Raw genomic sequence first — 21,126 nt, 5'->3', positions numbered from 1 at the left:
GTCACTCAACAGCGCGCGCATGTGCTCCTTCAAGGTCGGCATGAGGTTGTCGGAGTGCAGGTCCCGACCGCGCTCGCGCAGCTCGTCGCTGAGCTGCGTGGCCGCCATCACGCCGACGTCCGCCCGGACGAGTGCCTCCTCGAGGTCGTCGAAGGACTCCTGGACGGGGCCCGTCCCGAACACCTCGCGCACGTCTCGGTTGAGGTAGTCGCGGGTCTTCTTCAGACCGAGGCGGAAACGGTCCCGGAACGTGCGCTCCGCCTCCTCGGCGGCCTCCCGGTCGCCCGGCTCGAACGGTACGTGGTCGAGCCCCGGGGGCCGCGTGCTCCTGCGCCGAGCGGGCTTGCGCTCCTCGGCTTCCCGGCGTTCGGACCCCTGCTCGCGCTGCTCGCGCGCGTACCTCTCGGCGTAGCGAGCCGTCTCCGGCTCCACACCGCCGGGCGGGGCGGGCATCGACTGGGTCTGGGTCTCGGGCGATATCGCCCCCGCGTACGGGATGGCCCCCGTCCCCGACGCGGCCTCGGTCGGCGAGGTGCCGCCGTCCTCCTCGCTCTGCTCGTCGCTCTCGATCCCGGCGTCCCGACGCCTGAACCAGCGCCGGCGGCGACCGGCTGCCTCGTCGTCGGGCCCCGACATGAGCGCGGGCCGGACGTCCCCCATGACCCCTTCGAGCCACGAGAGCAGTGGATCGGGCGCGGGCTCGTCCCCCCATCGGCGCAGCACGTAGGCGGAGACGCCGCCGAGCGCGGCGATCACGAGCGTCGCGAGCAGGGATCCGGCGAGGGTCTCAGGCATGCGGGAAGACTCTACCCGTCCCGCATCGGACTATCGCGCGTCGGCCCCCACGTGCTCGTGCAGGGCCTGCGTGACCACGCGGGAGGTCCCGTCCGGGTTGAGCGTGACGCCGACGAGCGTGTCCGCTCGCTCCATCGTCCGCTTCTGGTGGGTGACGACGATCACCTGGGTCTGGGTGCGCAGGGAGTCGAGCAGCCGCAGGAACCGGCCGAGGTTGGCGTCGTCGAGGGGCGCGTCCACCTCGTCGAGCACCAGGAACGGGGTCGGACGCGCCAGGTGTAGCGCGAACAGGAACCCGAGCCCGGCCAGCGCCTTCTCGCCTCCGGACAGGAACGCGAGCCTGCGGTGGCCCTTCCGGCCGAGGCGGACCTCGATCTCGATGCCCCCGGTCAGCGGGTCGTCGCCGTCGCCGGGCATCAGCCGCAGCCGGCCGTCCCCCTCTGGGAACAGCAGCGCGGCCACCTCGCGGAACCGGACGTCGGCGTCCTCTACGGCGGAGGCCAGCAGCTCCCTCATCCTCCCCTCGGCCGCCCGGACGAGCTTCATCAGGTCTCGCTTGGACGAACGCAGGTCCTCGATCTGCGCCTCCAGGAAGGCCCTCCGCTCCTCGAGCTCCACCACCTCGGTGGCCGCGAGCGGGTTCACCGGTCCCATCCGACGCACCTCGGCCTCCAACCGCGAAGCCTCGGCTCCCATGGCGTCGGGGTCCCCGTCGAGCGGGAACTCGGCCTTCGCCGTCGTCGGGGGGAGGTCGAACTCGCGCGCGAGCCGGGAGCCGATCTCCTCGGCCCTCACGTCGCAGCGGGCGATGACCTCCGTGACCCTCAGCGCGCGCGGCTCGAGGGCGGTCGCCTGCACCTCGAGCTGGGCGATCTCGGCTCCCACGGTGCGCAGCTCGGCCTCGACCTCCTCCTCGGCCGAGAGCAGCTCCCTCACCCGGGCCTGCACCTTCTCCACCAGCAGCTCGGTGGAGCGCAGGTTCTGCTCGGCCGCCCCCAGGTCGCCCGGGTCGGTGGGGGGACCGGTATCGACGGACTCCTCCGCCCGCAGCTCGGCCCGCTGCCGCTCGACGCCCCGCAGCCGTTCGGACAGCTCCGCCCGCGTCGTCAGCAGATCGGTCATGCCCTCGGACGCGAGCCGCATCTGCTCCTCGAGCTCGACCAGTCGCTGGGAGGCGGCGCGCGCCCGGTCCGCGGTCTGGGTCTCCTGCTCGCGCAGGACCGCCGCGCGCACGGTGAGGTCCTCCCGCTTCGAGGATGCCTCCTCCGCCCGACGCATCCGCTCGTCGCGGTCCCGGGCCGCGAGGTCGCGCTCCAACCCGGCTGCGTGCTCCTCCCCCGCGAGCTCGCGGAGGCGGTCCGCCGCCGCTGCGATCCGTCCCTCCAGCTCGGCCAGGGTGGCCCGCGCCGTCCCGAGCTCGCCCTCGAGGCGCTGGAGGTCCTTCATCTTGCGGTCCCGGTTCGTCGACCAGCGCGAGCGCTCGGCGTCCACCCGCTTGATCGACTCCTCCGTCCGCTCGAGCGCCGCGGTCAGCCCGAGGGCGCCCTGCTCCTCCGTCGCCCGCGCGGGCCGGGAGACGCCGCGGGGGCGCAGCATCCGTCCGGACGCGGTCACGAACGTCGCGTCGGGGTGCGACGACGCGAGGCGGACGGCGTCCGACCAGTCGTCCACCAGCCAGGCCCCAGCGAGAAGCGCGTCGACCGTCCCCCGCAGCCAACCGGGAGCCTCCACGACCGCAGCCAGCGCCCGGGCGCCGGGCACGGACCCCCCACCCGAACCCTCGCTCCCGACCGTCGGGAGCAGCAGCACGTCGCGTCCCTTCTCCTCGGCCCTCTCGACCGCTCCGGCGAGGTGGGCGCCCCCGACCACGAGCGCGTCGAGCGCGCCCCCCAACACGGCCTCGACCGCGGCCTCGAGCCCCGAGGCCACCTTTATCGCCTCTCCGAGCACCCCCCTCACGCCGAGCTCCACCCCTTGCTCGGCCTGGAACGCCTCGGCCGCCTTGCGGCGGGTCAGGGTGAGGTCGCGGGCGACGCGCAGAGACTCCATCCGTCCGGCCAGGACCGCCCCCTGCGACTCGAGGGAGCGCAGCTTCGTGTCCGCCTCCTCGATGGCCGCGGCCACGTCCCGGCGCTCGGACTCGAGGCGCTCCACGTGCAGGGAGGCGCGTCCGGACTCGGCGTCCAGCTGTTCGATGTCGCTGCGGACGTTGTCGGCCTGCTGACGCAGCCTGCCTATCCGGTCCGTCGCCCGGTCGAACCGCTCCGCCGCCGAGCGCGACTCGGCCCGCGCGGTGATCGAGGTCTGCTCGGCCGAGCGCGCCTCCGCCTCGGCCGCGGCGAGCTCGTCGCGGATGGCGTTCGCCTGCTGGGTCAGCGCGTCGGCTTCCTCGGCCGCGGCCAGCCTCTGGTCGCGCAGGTCGGCGACGCGCGACTCCCGCTCGGCGATACGGTCCGAGGCCGCCTCCAGGGACGCTCGGACCGAGATCTCCTCGGCGTCCAGGGCCTCCTTCTTGGCGGCCACCGCCTCCCGGCGGCGCACGTCGGGGGTGGCGTTCAGCCTCTCGCGCAGGATCAGGACCCCCCTGAGGGCCCCAGCCTGCGCGGCCCGCAGGGCGTCGAGCCCGCGGCGCATGCCGGCCGCCTCCGCGCGGGAGGCCTCCAGGCGCGCGCCGGCGTCCGCGCGCCGGGACCGGGCTTCCTCGAGGCGGGCCCGGACGGCCGCGAGCTCGCGCTCGGCCTCCTCCCGTCCGGACATCGCCTTCTCCCGCTCCCGCTCGATCGTCACCAGCTCGCCGACGAGGAGGCGGATCTGCAGCTCGCGCAGCCGGGTGGTCACCTCGTGGTGCCGCAGGGCCTGCTCGGCCTGGGCCTTCAGGGGGCGGATCTGGCGCTTCAGCTCGTTGTGCAGGTCGTTCGCGCGCTCGATATCGGCCTCGACCTGCTCGATCTTCCGCATCGCCCGCTCGGCGCGGCGCCGATGCTTCGAGATCCCGGCCGCCTCCTCCACGAACGACCGCAGCTGCTCGGGTGAGGCCTGCACGATGTCGTCCACCTGTCCCTGGGCGACGACGGCGTGGAGCTCGCGTCCGATCCCGGCCTCCGAGAGCAGCTCCTGGACGTCCAGGAGCCGGCATGTCGCGCCGTTGAGGGAGTACTCGCTCGCCCCGTCGCGGTACAGGGTGCGTCCGACCTGGACCTCCGCGACGTCGACGGGGAACGCGCCGGACGAGTTGTCGAAGGCGAGCAGCACCTGCGCCATCCCGAGCTGCGGACGGTGGGAGGTGCCGAGGAAGATGACGTCCTCCATCTTGTCCGCTCGCAGGGCGCGGGCGGACAGGGTGCCGAGCGACCAGATCAGCGCGTCGATCAGGTTGGACTTGCCGGCGCCGTTCGGACCGACGACGGCCACGAGCCCCCGATCGAGCTCGAGGACGGTGCGGTCGGCGAACGACTTGAACCCGCGCAGGGTCACCGATCGGAGATGCACGGGAGCCAGCCTAGCCGGGGCGGCCGACGGACGCGCAGAACTCCCTGACCTGGGCATACGGGGCTCCGGTCGTCCCGGGATGACCGGCGATAGTGGTCCCGGGGGCCGGGTTCGGCCCCCGGCCCATGACCTGCCATCGGCGCGGGGGAGACCGCTCTCGTCGGACGCGAGTGGCATCTGGTGGCCGCATGGGACCCGTGGGGCGCCAACCGTGTGCCACGAAGCCGGTAGGAGGGGGACGGGTGGCGCTTCATGGTCGCCACCGGGCTCCCACAGGTTTGAGAGGCCCATCGCGGGTAAAGGGGGGCATGCCGTACCCGCCGATCTCCGACTACGCGATGCTGAGCGACTGTCACGGCGCGGCGCTCGTCTCCCGGGCCGGGTCCGTCGACTGGTGCTGCTTCCACCGCTTCGACTCCCGTCCCGTCTTCGCGCGCCTGCTCGACTGGGAGAAGGGCGGGCACTTCCGCGTGTCCCCAGCGGGGGATCACTCCTCCACCCGGCGGTACCTGCCCGGGACGAACGTGCTCGAGACCACCTTCGACACCGGCGAGGGCCGGCTCGTCCTGACCGACTGCCTGGCCATCGGGGCGGGCGGGGAGCCTATCGACAGCGTGAGGCGCCACCACCAGCTCCTGCGCCACCTCCGCGCGGAGGGGGGCCCGGTAGAGGTGACGATCGAGTTCGCCCCCCGCTTCGACTACGGGCTGACCACCCCCCGGCTCGTCCTGCACGACCCTCACCGGGCGCTCGTGTACGGGGGTGCGGACGGGCTGACGCTCACCTCGGACCTCCCGCTGGACCGCCAGGCCCTGAACGGGTGCCGGGCCACCGCGACGCTCGCGGAGGGGGAGGACGCCTACCTCGTCCTGACCGCCGACGACCCCCACGTCGCGGGAGCCCACTACCCGGGCCGGGACGAGGCAGGGGATGCGCTCAGGTCGACGATCCGGTACTGGACGGACTGGTCGCAGCGGTGCACGTACGAGGGGCCCTATCGCGAGGAGGTGCTGCGCAGCGCGCTCGTGCTGAAGGGCCTCACCGACGCCAGGACCGGCGCCATCGTCGCGGCGGCGACCACCTCGCTCCCGGAGGAGATCGGAGGGGTCCGCAACTGGGACTACCGTTTCTCGTGGCTGCGCGACGCCGCCCTCAACCTCTACGCCCTGTTCACGCTCGGCTACACCGACGAGGCCGAGCAGTTCATGGCCTGGCTGGAGCGGACGTCCGCCGGGCGCGCCGACGACCTCCAGCCCCTGTACGGGGTGGGCGGCGAGAGGTTCCTGCACGAGGTCGAGCTGGACTGGCTGGAGGGGTACCGGCGCTCGGCTCCCGTGAGGATGGGCAACGCGGCGGCCGACCAGGTCCAGCACGACATCTACGGAGAGCTCCTCGACACCGCGTGGCTGTACCACCGCAACGGCGGACGGATCGACGAGCCCTTCTGGGAGTTCATCGTCGAGGCCGTGGAGGTCGTGGACGAGGTCTGGGACACCCCCGACGAGGGCATCTGGGAGCCGCGGGACAGGCAGCGGCACTTCACGAGCTCCAAGATCTTCTGCTGGGTGGCGGTGGACCGGGCGATCAAGCTCGCCCGGGACCTCGGGCTGGACGCGCCCATCGACCGTTGGTCGGAGCTGAGCGAGCGGATCCGGACCTCGATCGACGAGAACGCGACCATCCCCGGCTCGGGCGCCTTCCGCCGCGACTACGAGAGCGACGAGCAGGACGCCGCGAACCTGCTCGCTCCCCTCGTGAAGTACGTACCGCCGGACGACCCGCGGGTGGAAGCGACGGTGGAGGACGTGATCGCCCGCCTGACCCAGGACGGGCTCGTGCACCGCTACCGCACGGACGACGGGTTGGAAGGCGAGGAGGGGTCGTTCGTGATCTGCTCGTTCTGGCTCGTCGACAACCTGGCGATGCTCGGGCGGGTCGATGAGGCCCGCGAGCTGTTCGAGCGGCTATGCGGGTACGCGAACGACGTAGGGCTGCTCTCGGAGGAGGTGTCCGAGACGGGCGAGCTGCTCGGCAACTTCCCCCAGGCGTTCAGCCACGTCGGGCTGATCGGGGCGGCCATCAACCTGCAGCGCGCGACACAGCCGACCTGAGGCCGTCCTCCCAGGCGCGGAAGAAGGCGTCCTGGTCCGGACCGACCTGGTGCAGGACGACGTGGTCGTACCCGCCGTCCCGGTACTCGCGCACCCGGTCGGCGATGCGGTCCGGGTCCGGACCGCACACCACCGCCTCCGTGACCATGTCCGGGGTGACCATCTCGGCCAGGCCCGCGAAGTGCTCGGGGAGCGCGACGTCCACGGCGGTCTGCCCGGGGAAGCGGGAGTTCGGCCACCAGCGGTGGGCCGTCCGGACGGCTTCCTCGGCCGTGGGGGCCACGCATACGTCGAGCTTCCCGTACGCGGGTTTCCCGGCCCCGCCCGCCTCCCGGAAGACGTCCACGGTCGCCGACGACGAGGAGACGCCCACGAGGGCGTCTCCGAGGCGGCCGGCCAGGCGGGCGGAGACCTTGCCGGCGGCGGCAACGGCTATGGGAGGCGACCGCTCGGGGAGGGTGTAGATGCGGGCGTTCTCCACGGTGTAGTGGCGCCCCCGGTGGCTCTTCGTCCCGCCCTCCCACAGGGACCGGATGACCTCGATGGCCTCCTCGAGCATCTCGAGCCGCTCTGGCGGCGAGGGCCAGCGCAGCCCGAGGACGTGCTCGTTGAGGTTCTCACCCGAGCCGAGCCCCAGGACGAACCGACCGGGGAGCATGCAGGCGCTGGTCGCGGCCGCCTGGGCCACGATCGCCGGGTGGATGCGCATCGTCGGACAGGTGACGGCGGTCACGACCGACACGCGCTCCGTCGCGTGCGCGAGCGCGCCCACCACCGACCAGACGAAGGGGCTCTCGCCCTGCCACGGCACCCACGGGTGGAAGTGGTCGGACACGGTGACGAAGTCGAACCCCGCCTCCTCGGCCCGCACGGCGTTGCGGACCAAGACGTCCGGAGGGTGCTCCTCAGCGGACAGGTGGTACCCGAACGCCGTCATCCGACGGGCTGGGAGCTCACTCGTGATCGAAGCAGTAGACGACCACGCCACGGTCGTCCGGCTCCGGCCGGAGCTGGCGAGGGGGGGCTCCCGCTGCGCTCCGGAGGTGGACCCCATCGGGTTGGTGCCGGTCGAGCACCTCGACCACCTGGGCCCCGTGCTGCATGAGGGCCCGGACCGTCTCCCGATCGATCACCTCAGGCATCTCGCTCTTCCGATACCCCCGCGCGCGCCCGACACAAACGCGAACCCACCGATCCACGTTTGGGCCCTCCCCGACCGGGGGGAAGGGACGTCACGAGGGTCGAGCGCGGCCCGGGAGACGAGGAGATCGAGGACTTGGGAACAAACGGTCGGGGTGCCGACGTTTCCAAAGGAGAGGCCATCGAGGCACTGATCGGCCGGGTCACGAGCACCGGGAAACCGTGTGTGGAGCTGTCCGAGGTGTCGGCAGCGATCGCGGAGAGCGACCTCGGCCCCGACGACGTCCAGACCGTCTACGAAGAGCTCGAGAGGAAAGGGATCCAACTGCGCGACGACTGCGGCAACGACCGCGTGACGACCGACCGCTACCGCAACGGTGAGCTGTCCGACTACACCACCGACACGATCAGGATGTTCCTGAACGAGATCGGTCGGTTCCCCCTGCTCACCGCGGAGGAGGAGGTCGAACTCGCCAAGCGGATCGAGGAGGGCGACGAGGAGGCCAAGCACCGCATGGTCAACTCGAACCTGCGCCTCGTCGTCTCCATCGCCAAGCGGTACCAGCACTCGGGGATGCCGCTGCTGGACCTGATCCAGGAGGGGATCCTGGGGCTCATCCGCGCCGTCGAGAAGTTCGAGTGGCGCAAGGGGTTCAAGTTCTCCACCTACGCCACCTGGTGGATCCGCCAGGCGATCGGCCGCGCCGTCCAGAACCAGTCCCGGACGATCCGGATCCCGTCTCACCTCATGGAGCGGGAGGCGAAGCTCGCCCGCGCCGAGCGGGAGCTCGCGGTGAAGTTCGACCGGGAGCCCACCGACGAGGAGATCGCGGCGGAGGCGGGTCTCAGCCTGGCCGACCTCGAGCAGGTGCGCGCGGCCTCCCGCGTCGTCACGAGCCTCGACCGCCCGGTGAAGCCGGACAGCGAGCAGTCGTTCGGGGACATGCTGTCCGTCGAGGGGGATGACACCACCGAGGAGGTCCATATCGCGCTCGAGACCGCGAGCCTCCGGAAGGCCCTCGCCCAGCTTCCGGCCCGGGAGCAGGAGGTGATCCGCCTGCGGTACGGGATCGACGGGGGCGAGCCTACGACCCTGGACGAGATCGGCAAGCGGTTCGGCATCAGCCGGGAGAGCGTCCGCAAGATCGAGTCGAAGGCGCTGAAGCTGCTGGCCGCGACGCGCGAGCTCGACGGGCTCAGCGAGCGCGCCAGCTAGCGCTCCCTGCACACAACCTCCACACGGCGACGGGGACTTCTGCACGGGGCTCGGCATACGCTTGCCCCATGCGGTCGCCCACGATCGTCGTCGTCGAGGACGAGGCCCCCATCGCCAACGCCGTGGCCGCCAGGCTGCGCTCCGAGGGGTTCCGGGTGGACGTGGCCGGGACGGGTCCGGCGGGCGTGGACCTCTGCGACCGTCTGGAGCCCGACCTCGTCGTCCTCGACCTGATGCTCCCCGGGATGGACGGCCTCGAGGTGTGCCGTCGTATCCAGTCGAAGCGACCGACGCCCGTCCTGATGCTCACCGCGAAGGGCTCGGAGGACGACCTCGTGGTCGGCCTGCGGGTCGGTGCCGACGATTACATGACGAAGCCGTTCTCCCCGCGGGAGCTCGTGGCCAGGGTCCATGCGCTCCTTAGACGGTCCGAACGAGTCCCGGACCCCCAGGCCTCCCTCGAGCTCGGCCCGCTCAGCATCGATACGGCCTCGCGGCGGGTGAGGGTGGGAGACGACGAGGTCCACCTCACCCCCACCGAGTTCGACCTGCTGGCCAAGCTGGCCAGCCGTCCGGGCGAGGTGTTCACCCGGGAGCGCCTCCTGCGCGAGGTGTGGGGGTACCGCGACGCTTCCGGTGCCCGCACCGTCGACTCCCACGTCAGGTCGCTTCGCCGCAAGATAGGCGACGGTCTGGTCCGCACGGTGCACGGGGTCGGATACGCCCTCGAGGAGGAGCGGTGAGGCCGCTCGACCGGCTCCCCTCGATCAAGCTGAAGCTCGGCGCGATCATCGTCGCGGCGGTCGGGATGTCCACCTTCGTGATCGCGGTGGGCGTGAAGCTGCGCCTCTGGCCCTACCTGACCGTCGCCCTGGCGGGGGTGCTGGCGCTGGTGATGGTCCAGGTGCTCGCCCGCGGGATGACGTCGCCGCTCGGGGAGATGGCGGTGGCGGCCAGGGCGATGGCCCGAGGCGACTACGGGCGGCGGGTCACCGCGTCCTCCCGGGACGAGGTGGGAGAGCTGGCTCGGGCGTTCAACCAGATGGCGGCGGAGCTCGGAGAGGTGGACAGGGTCCGCCGAGACCTGGTGGCCAACGTGAGCCACGAGCTCCGGACCCCCATCTCCGCGCTCCAGGCGGTGCTCGAGAACCTGCTGGACGGGGTGTCCGAGCCCGATCCGGACACCTTCCGCACGATGCTCGCCCAGGTCCAGCGCCTCGGACGGCTCGTCTCCCAGCTGCTGGACCTGTCCAGGCTCGAGTCGGGCGCGGTCCCGCTCCAGCCCGTCCGGTTCGGGGTCGGTCCCCTCCTGCAGCAGGCCGCCGACGAGGTGCGGCTGGGGTCCGAGCCCGTCGAGGTGGCGGTGGACGTCCGGCCGCCCGCGCTCGAGGCGTACGGGGACCCGGAGCGCGTCCACCAGGTGGTGGCCAACCTGCTCGAGAACGCCGTCCGCCACTCGCCGCCCGGGGGCCGCGTGGACGTGGCCGCCGTCCGGGAGAACGGTCACGTGCGCATCGAGGTGAACGACCAGGGTCCGGGGATCGCGCCGGACGACATGGAGAGGGTGTTCGAGCGCTTCTACCGGGCCGACGCCGCGCGCGCCGCCAGCGACGGAGGCAGCGGCCTGGGGCTGTCGATCGCCCGGTGGATAGTCGACCTGCACGGTGGGCGGATACACGCCGACAACCGGCGACCGAAGGGGTGCCGCATGGTGGTGGAGCTACCGGAGCGACCGCGATGAGCTTCGTGGGTATCGACGAGGCCGCGGCACGGGTCGCGCGCGGGGAGATGGTCCTGATCGTCGACGCCGAGGACCGGGAGAACGAGGGCGACGTGATGGTGGCCGCCGCCCATGTGACCGCCGGCCACATCAACTTCATGGCCACCCACGCACGCGGACTCGTCTGCATGCCGTGCGACGGCCGCCTGCTCGACGAGCTGAATATCGCTCCGATGGTTCCGGCGATGCCGATGGACCAGGCCGCGTTCACGGTCTCGATCGACCACGTCTCGGTCACGACCGGCATCTCGGCTCCCGAGCGCGCCCTGACCATCCGGCGGGTGCTCGACCCGGGCGCCCGACCCCAGGATTTCCGGCGTCCGGGCCACGTCTTCCCCCTCAGGGCCCGCCCGGGGGGCGTGCTCGAGCGGCCCGGCCACACGGAGGCGTCCGTGGATCTCGCCCGCCTGGCCGGCCTCCCACCCGCGGCCGCGATCTGCGAGGTCCTCGACGAGGACGGCGAGGTCGCTCGCCTCCCCCGTCTCAGGGAGTTCGCCGCCCGCCACGGGCTGGCGATGGTGGCCGTGGACGAGCTGATGGCCCATCGGGCGTCGAGGGGGGGACCGACCGCGCTCGCCGCCCGCTAGAGCCGGTTCGGCCGCCCCAGCCTCCGGGTAAGGGTCCTCCACAGAGGACGGGAGGTATCAGCATGGACAAGGACAAGCTCATCGCCCTGCTCAACGACGACCTCGGCCACGAGCTGCAGGCCGTCTGCGTCTACCTCTACCAGTACGCGGTCGCCAGCGGGATAAAGGGACACGACCTCCGGCAGATCATCGAGCCCGAGATCGCCGACGAGCTGGGACACGCGAAGTTCCTCGCCGACAAGATCGTCGCGCTTGGCGGGGAGCCCCGCATCGAGCCGGCGGCCTGGGAGCCGAAGAGGGACGTGCGCTCGATGCTCGAGTACAACCTCAAGCTCGAGCGGGAGGCCATCGCCGGTTACACCGAGCGCGCCGACCAGGCGAAGGAGTTCGGCGACGTCGGCCTCGCCGTCCGCCTCGAGGACATCGTGGCGGACGAGACGGAGCACGCCGAGCTCATGGAGCGGCTCCTGCGCGGCATCGACCACTGAGACCGGCAACAGCGAGGAGCCCCGGGTGGTCCACCCGGGGCTCCCTCACGTCCTGGCGGTCCTCAGGCGGTCTTCAGTCTCCTGAAGTAGCGGGCCAGAACCTCGCCCACCGCCCTCGACCACTCACGCTCCGAGATCTTCAGGTCGATCGGGACGTCCAGGCACAGCCGCGCCCGTCCGTCCTCGAAGACGATCTCGTCGTCATCGACCTCCGCCTTCAGAACCACGGGCACCGCGCGCCCGTCATACAGCCACTCGTCTTCCAGTTGCAGGGATAGGTTCCCCGCGAACGTCACTCGCATCCAGGCCTCCGACCGTTCGAACTGCTCCCGGCGAGCCCGCCCTCCTCTACGTTCACCCTCTACAACGGGGGGACGCGGCGGCTCCCGTTGGGGGGGTCCGTCACACTGGCGCGAGTCCGGCGGACGCGGCAGAATGGAGGCCACCGCGGACGTAGCTCAGTTGGTAGAGCACTACCTTGCCAAGGTAGATGTCGTGGGTTCGAATCCCATCGTCCGCTCCAAAGGGGGCTCCCGGCCGGGAGCCCCCTTTCGCATGTGCACTCGCTCTACGCCGGGGGGCCGGCGGACCCCTCACCTGCGGCTTCGGCGGATGCCGAGCCGAGCGCCCACCGCACGGCACGCAGCAGCTCCACGTCCGTGAAGGGCTTGGTCAGGAGCGTGTAGGGCGCCAGTTCGTCGCCCTCGGCCCGGAGCGGGAAGCCGGAGACCAACAGGATCGGCAGGGAGGGGTCCATCCGTCTGGCGTCGCTCGCTATCTCGGGACCCGTCCTCTTCGACATCACCACGTCCGCGATCACCAGGTCGCACCATCCACGCGAGACGAGCTCGTGGACGCGAGAAGGGTCGTCCGTGGCCTCGACGACGTACCCGCCGTCCGTCAGGACCCTGCGCGCCGCCTCGAGGACAGCAGGTTCGTCGTCGATGATCACGACCCGCTCGCCCCGACCGGGTGACGGGGGGCCGTGAACGCCCGCGGGGGCCCCCTCGGGAGCCGGTGTCGTCGGCAGCTCCACCTCCACGCGCGTGCCGACACCCGGTGAGGACCGGATATCGACCGTTCCTCCGGAGCGGCTCGCGATGCCGTAGACGACGGCGAGCCCGAGGCCCGTTCCCTCCTCCTTCGTGGTGAAGAAGGGGTCCAGGGCGCGTGCGGCGACGTCCGGCGGCATCCCGGTCCCGTCGTCCTCGACGAGGAGGCGAACGCGGGATTCGTCGGGTACCGACTCGATCCGGACGCCGATCTGGCCATCCTCGCCGGTGGCCGCCCCCGCGTTGGCGACGAGGTTCACCAACAGGCGCTCGAACTGCATGGCATCCCCGGTGATCCAAGCCGGCTCGGACCCGACCGCGTAGTGCACCGAGCACCCCCGCGCGGCGTCATCGAGCATCGGCTGGGCGTTCTCGACGACCTGGCGCAGGTCGACGACGCCAGGTGCCACCGTCTCGAGTCGAGCGAAGGTCATCAGCTCGCGGGTCATCCCAGCCGCGCGCTTCGCGGCGAGCAGGATCTGCGACATGTCGTCGTGGAGCGGATGGCCTTCGTCGAGGTGCCTCTGCGCGAAGGTCGCGTAGTTCAGGATCACCGAGAGCATGTTGTTGAAGTCGTGGGCCACGCCGCCGGCCAGGCGGCCCAGGCCCTCCAGCCGGCGCGCCTCGTCGAGCTCCCGCTCCAGCGCCTGCCGCTCCTGCTCGCTGCGGTGCCTCCTCGTGACGTCCCTGAGGTTCAGGATCAGGCCGCCCACCTCGGGGATGTGCATCGCGCTCATCGACATCCACTCGATGTGCCGCCACGTCCCGTCGCTGTGCCGGATCCTGAAGACGTCGGACTGGGATTGACCGGGATCCATCACGGCCCTCGAGTTGAGGAGGTGGAGACGGGGGCGGTCGTCAGGTTCGACGAGGTCCACCACGCGCGTGCCGACGATCCGAGCCGCGTGGAGGCCCAGGATGCGCTCCACGGGAGGCGTGGCGTACCGGATCATCCCGTCCGGACCGGCCACGAGGACGGCGTCGGACGACTGCGCCATGAGGGCCTCGAACCGGCCCTCGCGCTCCACGAGCAGCCGCGCGGTCCGGTCCCTCTCGACCAGTGCGCCGATCACGTTCGCCACGGCCTGCAGGAAGGAGATGTCGTCGGACGAGAAGGACCGCTCGTCGACGGTGTAGGCGCCCAGGACGCCGTACGGGAGCGCACGGCTCGGGATGAAGACGCTGATGCCGCTCCTCACCTCCTGAGGCGTCTCGAGGAGAGGTCCGGCGACCGCGCCCTCGGAGAACCGCTCCGTGACCACGACCTCCTCGCGGGCCACGGCCCGGCCAGACTGCGTCGAGGGGTCCAGCGGGACCCGTGCGGCGCCTACCTTCGCCATGTCCCACCCGACGGCCGCCTTCACGACCAGCTCGTCTCCGGTGGGGAGCAGCTCGAGGACCTTCACGAACTCGGCTCCCAGGGCGGCGGAGACCTCCGCGACCGCCTCCTGCATGAGGTCCTCGGCATCGACCCCTTGGAGCGCGCGGAGGCCGAGCCGGGCGACCGCCTCCTGCTGGCGCGCTCGTGCCGCGAGCTCGTTCTCGAACCGGATGCGGTCGCTGATGTCGGACATCGACCCGACGACCCGGATCGGCCTGCCCTCGTCGTCCCGGAGGATCGCGGCGCGGTCGACCACCTCGGCGTAGGAGCCATCGGCACGCAGGAACCGGTAGCTCTCCTCCCAGGTCTCCGACCCACCGTCCAGTGCATGACGCAGGGACCCCTCGACGCGCGCCCGATCCGCCGGGTGGACCCGGCCCGACCACCAGGCCGGGCCGGGCTCAGCCGACCCGGGCTCGTATCCGAACTGTTTCATCTGGTCGCTGCGCTCGATCACCCCCGAGGTCACGTTCCAGTCCCAGATCGCGTCGTTGGAGGCTCGGATGGCCAGCTCGTACCGGCTGACCGCCTGCCTCAGGCCGAGCTCGGCCTGGCGGACCTCGGTCACGTCCAGGGCGAGACCTATACAACCCTGGATCTCCCCCCAGGAGTCCCGGAGGGGCTCGACCCGGCCGAAGAGCCGGCGCCCTCCGAGATCCACCTCTACCGTCTGAGACTCGCCCTCGTAAGCGGCTCGGTGAGCGCGCATGCCCGGGTGTTCCTCCCCGCCGAGGTAGACGTCGAGAGGGACGCCAACCAGCTCATCGGGGCGCAGGCCGAGCGCTCTCAGACCCGCCCCGAACGAAGAGGTGATGATCATGTTCCTGTCGACGGACCACATCATCGCCGGGAGCTGCTCGTGGACCAGGCGCAGCCACTCCAGCTCGAGCTGGGCGCGATCGTGCGGCTCGGCCATGGCTCAGGCGCCGCCCTCTCCGCGGTGAACGGCCCGGTCCGGCCCCATCGTGATCACGCCTTCACGCACCGCGATGGCCACCGCCTCGAGCTTTGAGTGGGCGCCCAGCTTCGGGAGGATGCTCTGTATGTGGTTGCGGACCGTGTGGGGGCTCAAGACCAGGCGCTCGGCGATCGCCTGGCTGGTGAGGCCCTGGCTGAGGAGCTGGAGGACCTCGAGCTCCCTGGGTGTGAGCCCGGGGTCGAACCCGGTCCGTTCCTTCCTGATGCGGGGCAGCAGGCGGGAGAGCATCGCGGGCGATATCAGAGCCTCTCCGGCCTGAGCGGCGCGGATGGCGCTCACTATCTCCGTCGCGGGCTGGTCCTTCGTTATGAATCCGGAGCAGCCCGCCTCGATCGCCGCGAGGAGCACGCCGTCGTCCGCGAAGCCCGTGAGCAGGACGACCTTCGCCTCCGGACGCACCGACCTCAATCTCTCCGTCGCATCGATGCCGGTCCCGTCCGCGAGCTTGTAGTCCATGATCACGACGTCCGGCTGCAGCCGGACCGCGGCGTGGGCGACCTCTGAGACCGAGCCCACCGTCCCGACCACCTGGATGTCCGCCTCGTCCCCGAGCACCCTCGACAGGCTCTGAGCGATCATCTCGTGGTCGTCGACGACCATCACGCGGATCGCGCTCATGCCGCTCTCTCGAGACCCGCTCGTGGTGGGGGGAGCTTCACGACGAGGTGGCGGCGGCGGCGCGGGAGCACCGCTCTTCGTCGTGGTTCGGTCGGCAGGGGTCCAGACGCTCCCGAGCCCGATGACCCGCTGGGCGCCCCAGGATCGAACCGGATCCATCCCCCCTGGATCACACGTCCGATATTACCGGATCGTCCAGCAGGTCTCCAGGGTCCGGGGAGGTCCGACGTCAGGACCGGCACCGCAGGCGCATCAGATGGGTTGATGCGCATCGATCCCCTGACCTGATGTGGGCGACGGTTGTCGGCGAGGAGCCCCTCGGGCACGGTGGACGAGACGCATGGGGGACCACCACCGGGCCCCCACGCGAGAGCCCACCATCGACCCGAGAGACGAGGTTGACGTGTCCATCGCCCAGCAGGGATCCAGCCCGGTCCGACTCCTCCTCGTCGAGGACCACGAGATAGTCCTTCAGGGCCTGCAGCGCCTGCTCTCCGACACCGACTCGGTGGAGGTCGTCGCCTCCGCGCGTGCCCTGTCCGAGGCCTGGCTAGCCCTGCAGCGTTGCGAGGTGGATGTGGCTCTCGTCGACATCGGGCTCCCGGACGGCAGCGGTCTGGACCTCTGCCGGCACATCGCCGAGGCCCACCCGGCGGTGAGGACCATCGTCCTGTCGGCACATGCCGACAGCCACACGATCTGCTCGGCCATAGAGGCGGGCGCTTCCGGGTTCCTGTCGAAGGGGGGCGGCCTCGACGGGTTGCTGGCCGCCCTTCAGACGCCGCCCGACGGCGGGTTCACCCTGGAGCCGGATCTTCAGGGCGGGCTCATGGAGGTCGTCTGGATGCGGTCGCTCAGGCTGCCCGATCTGACCCGGCCTGAGGAGGACGTCTTCTTCAGCCTGGCCGACGGGTTGTCGGACCGCGAGATCGCCGGACGTCTGCACCTATCTGCGGGAACCGTCCGCAACCTGGTGTCGTCGATGCTTCGGAAACTCGAGCTGCAGTCGCGGACGCAGGCCGCTCTGCTCGCCGCTCGGCTCCAGCGGCCGGCTCGGTTGGACGCGCGCCGCGGGGCCACCCCGCAGTCCCCCGTGACAGATGTCACGTCGATATCGGTGTCTCCTGCATCTACCGCCGGACGAACCTTCCGGACACCCTGATCTCATGACCACGAGGGGGGAGGAACATGACAGAGGAGGGGACGTGACCGCGGAAGCACGACCCAGGGTCCTGATGGTGGGACACGGGTCGGCGGATGCCGGGCGCATGCAGCTGGCTCTGGGGCCGGAGTTCGAGTGCGTGCAGCGCGCGAGCCTGAGCGAGACGGCCGACCTGCTGGACAGTGAGGTCTGGGCGGCGGTGATGATGGACCTCGGCCTGGCGGAGTCAGACGGCTTCGGGGCGCTCACCTCGGTGCTCGAGCGGGCACGAGGTGCTCCCGTCATCGTCGTGGCGCGCGACGTGGATGAGACGCGCGCCCTTCGCGCGATCGAGATCGGCGCCCACGACTACCTGCTCAGGGACAGGTGCCCTCCGGAGGCGCTGAGGCGGTCGTTGACCTACGCCATCGAGCGTGTGCGCATCCAGCGCGCCCTGCGGACCATCGATCGCCACTTCCGACTGTTCGCCGAGAACTCGTCGGACGTCCTGGCCGTGTCCGACCTCGACGGAGTGATCACCTTCGTCTCCCCCTCGGTCGAGACGATGTTCGGTACCCCTCCGGACGAGATCCTCGGGACACACGGATTGGACTTCGTCGTTCCCGACGACCTGGAGCACATGGCCGCGGCCATGGAGGCGGTCGTGACCGACCCCGGAAGCAGGACCACCCTCGACTGCCGCGCTCGGTCACCGCATGGGGAGGTCATGAGCCTCGAGGTGACCATGACGGCCCTCGTGGAGGAGGAGGCCGTCACGGGGGTCATCGCCAACGTGAAGGACGTGACAGCCACCCGAGAGGTCGAGCAAGCGCTGGTGGAGTCCGAGCGGAGGCACCGTCTCATCGTGGAGAGCGCCAACGACGGGATCGCCACCATCGACAACGAGCTCCAGGCCACCTTCGTGAACCCGAAGCTGGCCGAGATATTCGGGCGCCCAGCCGGGGAGATCCTCGGGCGCCCGTTCGTGGAGTTCGCTCCGCGGGAGCTCCAGGAGGAGGTCAGGCGAGCGCTCCTGGATGTGTTCGACCGGATCCCGCTGACCTCGCGCCAGTGGCGCTTCGTGCGACCGAACGGGACCGCGCTGTGGGTGAACGTGAGGGCGAGCGCGCTCGCCGGACCCGGTGGAGACGCGACCGGTCTCCTCGTCGTCGTCTCCGACGAGAGCGAACGGCACCGCGCGGCGCAGGAGGCGTCGGCTCGCCGGGCCGCGGTCGCCGCGTCGGAGGCCAAGAGCGAGTTCATGTCCCGTATGAGCCATGAGCTGAGGACCCCGCTCAACGCGATACTCGGCTTCGCGCAGCTGCTCGACCGCGACGGACTCACCGAGAACCAGTTCCGTCAGACCGGGGCGATCATCAAGGCCGGGCGGCATCTCCTCAACCTGATCAACGAGGTGCTCGAGGTCTCCCGGTTCGACTCGGGGAACGCGGAGTCCCTCTCCATCGAGCCGGTCCTGCTCGCGCACGTCCTCGACGAGGCGATCGAGCTCGTCCGGCCCATGGCCGAGCAGTCCGAGGTGCGACTGCTCGCGGACATGAGCGGCGCGCGGGACGGGTTCGTCCAGGCGGACAGGCAGCGCCTGAAGCAGATCCTGATCAACCTCCTGTCGAACGCGGTCAAGTACAACCGGCCCGACGGATCGGTGACCGTCACGGCTCAGCGCGAGAGAGGCCGGTTGAGGGTGGACGTCACCGACACCGGCATCGGGATCGCTCCTGCGGATGCGCAGAGGCTCTTCGTCCCGTTCGAGAGGCTCGGGGCGGGCTCGAGGGGGATCGAGGGGACCGGGCTGGGCCTGGCCCTCTCGAGGCGCCTCGCTCAGGCGATGGGGGCGGATATCCGGGTGCACAGCGTCGAGGGCCAGGGGTCGACGTTCTCTATAGACCTCGTGGAGGCGGAGCCGCCGGTCAAGATCGCCTTCACGGCGCCTGCGGGCGGCCTCCCGGGAGCGGGTCCGAGTGGGGCGACCATCCTCTACATCGAGGACAACCTCTCCAACTTCCAGCTCCTGGAAGAGGTGCTGGCGACGTGGCCGGATGTCCGCCTGCTCCCCGCGATGCAGGGCCGGATCGGACTCGAGCTCGCCCGGCGGCACCAACCCGATCTGATCCTGCTCGATCTGGACCTCCCGGACATGTCCGGGAGGGCGCTGCTCGAGCGGCTCCGCGGGGACCCCCAGACCGCCGACGTCGCCGTCATCGTCATCACGGCGGACGCGTCGTCGGGGCTACACGACCACATGATCGACGCTGGGGCGAACGCGTTCCTGACGAAGCCCCTGGACATCGAGGCATTCATGAACGCGCTGGAACAGACCCTGGGAGCGGCCTGACGTGTCCTCCGCGCCCCCGACCACGGTGGAGAGCCGGATCCTGGTCGTCGACGACGAAGAGGCGAACGTCAGCGTCCTCCTCGAGCTCCTGCGCGTCGAGGGGTACCTCAACGTCGTCGGCACCACCGACCCGCGCGAGGCCCTGCGACAGGTCGAGATCGAGCGGCCCGACCTGGTGCTGCTGGACCTGATGATGCCGGTGCTGGACGGCTTCGCCGTGATGGAGACCCTGCACCGGTCGCTCGCGCCCGGCGACTTCCTGCCGATCATCGTCCTCACCGCGGACGTCTCCCACAAGGCACGCGACCGGGCGCTCCGAGAGGGCGCGAACGATTTCGTCACGAAACCCGTCGACCACACCGAACTGCTGCTCCGGATGACGAACCTCCTGGAGGCTCGCCGGCTCCACTCCCGGCTCCGCGCGCGCAACGACGACCTGGAGCGGCGGGTCCAGGCCCGGACCCGGGCCCTCCAGGAAGCAGCGGAGCGAGAGCGCGCCCAGGCCCGCCGCCTCCAGCAGAGCGAACAGGTGAAGGACGCGCTGCTCGTCGCGGTCTCCCACGACATCAGGACCCCGCTCACCCTGGTCGTCGGCCTGGCCGAGACCCTGGTCCGCCGGGTCGGTCAGATGTCCCCCGCGCAGCTGGAGGACGTCGCCGAGGGCCTGTGCTCCGGAGCCAGGCGTCTCGAGACGGTCCTCACGAACCTGTTGGACGTGGATCGGCTCCGCCGAGGACTGGTCGAGCCCTTCCGGGTCGAGAGCGAGATGAGCGAGCTCGTGGAGAGGGTGATCGGAGGGTTGGCCATCGACACGACGCAGCACCGACTCGTGGTGAGCGCACGCCCGCTGCGGGCCGCCATCGACCCCGGACAGGTGGAGAGGATCGTGGAGAGCCTGGTGGCGAACGCGGTCCGACACACCCCGCCCGGGACGACGATCTGGGTGAGGTGCGAACCGGGAGCCGGCACGGTCCTGCTCTCCGTCGAGGACGACGGACCCGGCATCGCCGACGGGGACAAGTCCCGGATATTCGAGGCGTTCGAGGGCACGCGGGACAACGCGTCGCCGGGCAGCGGGAACGGGCTGACCCTCGTCAAGGGCTTCGCCAACCTCCACGGAGGCGACGCCTGGGTGGAGGACCGCCCCGGCGGCGGCTCGAGGTTCCGGGTCGTCCTACCGACGACGGCCGCCTAGGGCGCTCCCGGTCCCGGGCGGCGTCACGTCCCGGCTCGCTTCGTAACAACCGTTGACAGGCATTGACATCTCCCCCATCCTCAGGGCGATGGCTACGACCCTGGACAACCTCAGGTTCGGCCCGGGCGACGTCGTAGCGGGCGGGTACCGGCTCGGCCAGCGTGTCGGCCCCCGGCGGTTCCTCGGGGCCGGCCCCGGCGCGGAGCGGGTCGAGGTGAGGGTCCTGGAGGACCGGCTCGCGGGCGACCTCTCCTTCCAGGAGCGGCTCCTGGGAGCGGTGCGGGCGATGTCCGGCCTGAGCCACCCGAACATCGGGGTCCTGCGCGACTGGGACCGGGTGGACGGCTCCCTCGTGGTGGTGGGGTCCGGGGTCGAAGGTACGTGCCTGTCCGAGCTGATCGAACGGTACGGCGCGCTCGACCCGGACACGGTCCACCACGTGCTCGGCGGTGTCACCGCGGCCCTCGACCACGCGCACGCCCATCGGATCGTGCACGGGACCGTGGACGCCGACCACGTCTGGATCCGTGCTGACGGGGGCGTCACCCTCGCCTGGTTCGGGCTGGCCCCGGTGCTCGATCCCCACCAGCAGACATCCGCCTCCGAGGACCTCCTCGCGCTGGGGCGGCTCTCCTACCAGATGATGTGCGGCCGGGCGCCGTCCCCCGTGTGGCGACCGGACCCGGGTGACGCGACCGGCGAGATGGACCCGGTGCTCGTGGAGCAGCCGGTCCCGATCGAACCTCCCGCGCCGGTGGCGGTCCGGGAGCCCGCCGTGCGCTTCCCGGCTCCCCCCATGGA

17 protein-coding genes and 1 tRNA gene are annotated in these 21,126 nt (G+C 71.0%); 11 read left to right on the top strand and 7 right to left on the bottom strand.

The genetic code is table 11. The annotated features are described in order from the left end of the window. A partial coding sequence (locus tag VM840_10225; GenBank protein ID HVL81954.1) for a signal recognition particle receptor subunit alpha occupies positions 1-795 on the bottom strand: 795 nt, incomplete at its 3' end. Between the two features lie 30 nt (positions 796-825). Continuing rightward, positions 826-4,284: a chromosome segregation protein SMC gene (gene smc / locus VM840_10220; GenBank protein HVL81953.1), complete on the bottom strand. Its 3,459-nt coding sequence runs from the start codon at positions 4,282-4,284 to the stop codon at positions 826-828. 308 nt (positions 4,285-4,592) lie between these two features. Between smc and VM840_10215 the strand changes: the two genes are divergently transcribed. Next, entirely contained in the window at positions 4,593-6,395 is a 1,803-nt protein-coding gene (locus VM840_10215; protein HVL81952.1) for a glycoside hydrolase family 15 protein, read from the top strand. Here the strand turns inward: VM840_10215 and VM840_10210 are convergent. Together VM840_10210 and VM840_10205 are read right to left on the bottom strand one after the other, a co-directional pair. Continuing rightward, a complete protein-coding gene (locus VM840_10210) occupies positions 6,364-7,332 on the bottom strand; it encodes a TIGR03557 family F420-dependent LLM class oxidoreductase (GenBank protein ID HVL81951.1) in 969 nt (322 codons plus the stop codon). The genes VM840_10215 and VM840_10210 overlap by 32 nt on opposite strands. Positions 7,333-7,348: 16 nt before the next feature. Then, entirely contained in the window at positions 7,349-7,537 is a 189-nt protein-coding gene (locus VM840_10205) for a hypothetical protein (GenBank protein ID HVL81950.1), read from the bottom strand. A gap of 239 nt (positions 7,538-7,776) precedes the next feature. On the opposite strand from VM840_10205, the gene VM840_10200 reads away from it, so the two are divergent. The 5 genes from VM840_10200 to VM840_10180 all read left to right on the top strand — a co-directional run bounded on the left by VM840_10200 (position 7,777) and on the right by VM840_10180 (position 11,606). Further along, complete coding sequence (locus VM840_10200; GenBank protein HVL81949.1) at positions 7,777-8,751, top strand: sigma-70 family RNA polymerase sigma factor; 975 nt, start codon at positions 7,777-7,779, stop codon at positions 8,749-8,751. Between the two features lie 68 nt (positions 8,752-8,819). Next, positions 8,820-9,494 carry a response regulator transcription factor gene (locus VM840_10195; GenBank protein HVL81948.1) on the top strand — a complete coding sequence of 225 codons (675 nt, stop codon included), beginning with the start codon at positions 8,820-8,822 and terminating at the stop codon, positions 9,492-9,494. Further along, complete coding sequence (locus tag VM840_10190; protein ID HVL81947.1) at positions 9,491-10,492, top strand: ATP-binding protein; 1,002 nt, start codon at positions 9,491-9,493, stop codon at positions 10,490-10,492. The genes VM840_10195 and VM840_10190 overlap by 4 nt, the downstream gene beginning before the upstream one ends. Further along, entirely contained in the window at positions 10,489-11,118 is a 630-nt protein-coding gene (gene ribB, locus VM840_10185) for a 3,4-dihydroxy-2-butanone-4-phosphate synthase (protein ID HVL81946.1), read from the top strand. The genes VM840_10190 and ribB overlap by 4 nt, the downstream gene beginning before the upstream one ends. 62 nt (positions 11,119-11,180) lie before the next feature. Further along, positions 11,181-11,606, top strand: a complete 426-nt coding sequence (locus tag VM840_10180) for a ferritin-like domain-containing protein (protein ID HVL81945.1) — start codon at positions 11,181-11,183, stop codon at positions 11,604-11,606. A 62-nt stretch (positions 11,607-11,668) separates the two neighbouring features. Here the strand turns inward: VM840_10180 and VM840_10175 are convergent, their stop codons facing one another. Further along, complete coding sequence (locus VM840_10175) at positions 11,669-11,908, bottom strand: hypothetical protein (protein ID HVL81944.1); 240 nt, start codon at positions 11,906-11,908, stop codon at positions 11,669-11,671. A gap of 145 nt (positions 11,909-12,053) precedes the next feature. Between VM840_10175 and VM840_10170 the strand changes: the two genes are divergently transcribed. After that, positions 12,054-12,129: transfer RNA gene (locus tag VM840_10170), tRNA-Gly, on the top strand. A 45-nt stretch (positions 12,130-12,174) separates the two neighbouring features. Here VM840_10170 and VM840_10165 read toward each other — a convergent pair. Together VM840_10165 and VM840_10160 are read right to left on the bottom strand one after the other, a co-directional pair. Next, positions 12,175-14,955, bottom strand: a complete 2,781-nt coding sequence (locus tag VM840_10165) for a PAS domain S-box protein (protein ID HVL81943.1) — start codon at positions 14,953-14,955, stop codon at positions 12,175-12,177. 3 nt (positions 14,956-14,958) lie between these two features. Further along, positions 14,959-15,636 (bottom strand): response regulator transcription factor, encoded by a 678-nt coding sequence (locus tag VM840_10160; GenBank protein ID HVL81942.1) that lies wholly within the window; start codon positions 15,634-15,636, stop codon positions 14,959-14,961. A 403-nt stretch (positions 15,637-16,039) separates the two neighbouring features. On the opposite strand from VM840_10160, the gene VM840_10155 reads away from it, so the two are divergent. The 4 genes from VM840_10155 to VM840_10140 form a co-directional block, all read left to right on the top strand. Then, positions 16,040-16,798: a response regulator transcription factor gene (locus tag VM840_10155; protein ID HVL81941.1), complete on the top strand. Its 759-nt coding sequence runs from the start codon at positions 16,040-16,042 to the stop codon at positions 16,796-16,798. A 43-nt stretch (positions 16,799-16,841) separates the two neighbouring features. Further along, the gene (locus VM840_10150) at positions 16,842-19,130 is read left to right on the top strand and encodes a PAS domain S-box protein (protein HVL81940.1); all 2,289 of its coding nucleotides are present in this window, start codon (positions 16,842-16,844) and stop codon (positions 19,128-19,130) included. A gap of 1 nt (position 19,131) precedes the next feature. Continuing rightward, the gene (locus VM840_10145) at positions 19,132-20,325 is read left to right on the top strand and encodes an ATP-binding protein (protein HVL81939.1); all 1,194 of its coding nucleotides are present in this window, start codon (positions 19,132-19,134) and stop codon (positions 20,323-20,325) included. An 88-nt stretch (positions 20,326-20,413) separates the two neighbouring features. Next, positions 20,414-21,126, top strand: a 713-nt coding sequence (locus VM840_10140; GenBank protein HVL81938.1) for a protein kinase, incomplete at its 3' end; no start/stop codon positions are given.

It is taken from the genome of Actinomycetota bacterium, assembly GCA_035540895.1.
Taxonomy (GTDB): Bacteria; Actinomycetota; JAICYB01; order JAICYB01; family JAICYB01; genus DATLFR01.
This window is presented reverse-complemented; position numbering and strand designations above follow the sequence as displayed.

Excerpts from the sequence above, each read along its gene's own strand:
- VM840_10215 (HVL81952.1), top strand. The coding sequence starts at position 4,593 with ATGCCGTACCCGCCGATCTCCGACTACGCGATGCTGAGCGACTGTCAC.
- ribB (HVL81946.1), top strand. The coding sequence starts at position 10,489 with ATGAGCTTCGTGGGTATCGACGAGGCCGCGGCACGGGTCGCGCGCGGG.
- VM840_10205 (HVL81950.1), bottom strand. The coding sequence starts at position 7,537 with ATGCCTGAGGTGATCGATCGGGAGACGGTCCGGGCCCTCATGCAGCAC.
- VM840_10165 (HVL81943.1), bottom strand. The coding sequence starts at position 14,955 with ATGGCCGAGCCGCACGATCGCGCCCAGCTCGAGCTGGAGTGGCTGCGC.
- VM840_10160 (HVL81942.1), bottom strand. The coding sequence starts at position 15,636 with ATGAGCGCGATCCGCGTGATGGTCGTCGACGACCACGAGATGATCGCT.
- VM840_10175 (HVL81944.1), bottom strand. The coding sequence starts at position 11,908 with ATGCGAGTGACGTTCGCGGGGAACCTATCCCTGCAACTGGAAGACGAG.
- VM840_10180 (HVL81945.1), top strand. The coding sequence starts at position 11,181 with ATGGACAAGGACAAGCTCATCGCCCTGCTCAACGACGACCTCGGCCAC.
- VM840_10195 (HVL81948.1), top strand. The coding sequence starts at position 8,820 with ATGCGGTCGCCCACGATCGTCGTCGTCGAGGACGAGGCCCCCATCGCC.
- VM840_10210 (HVL81951.1), bottom strand. The coding sequence starts at position 7,332 with ATGACGGCGTTCGGGTACCACCTGTCCGCTGAGGAGCACCCTCCGGAC.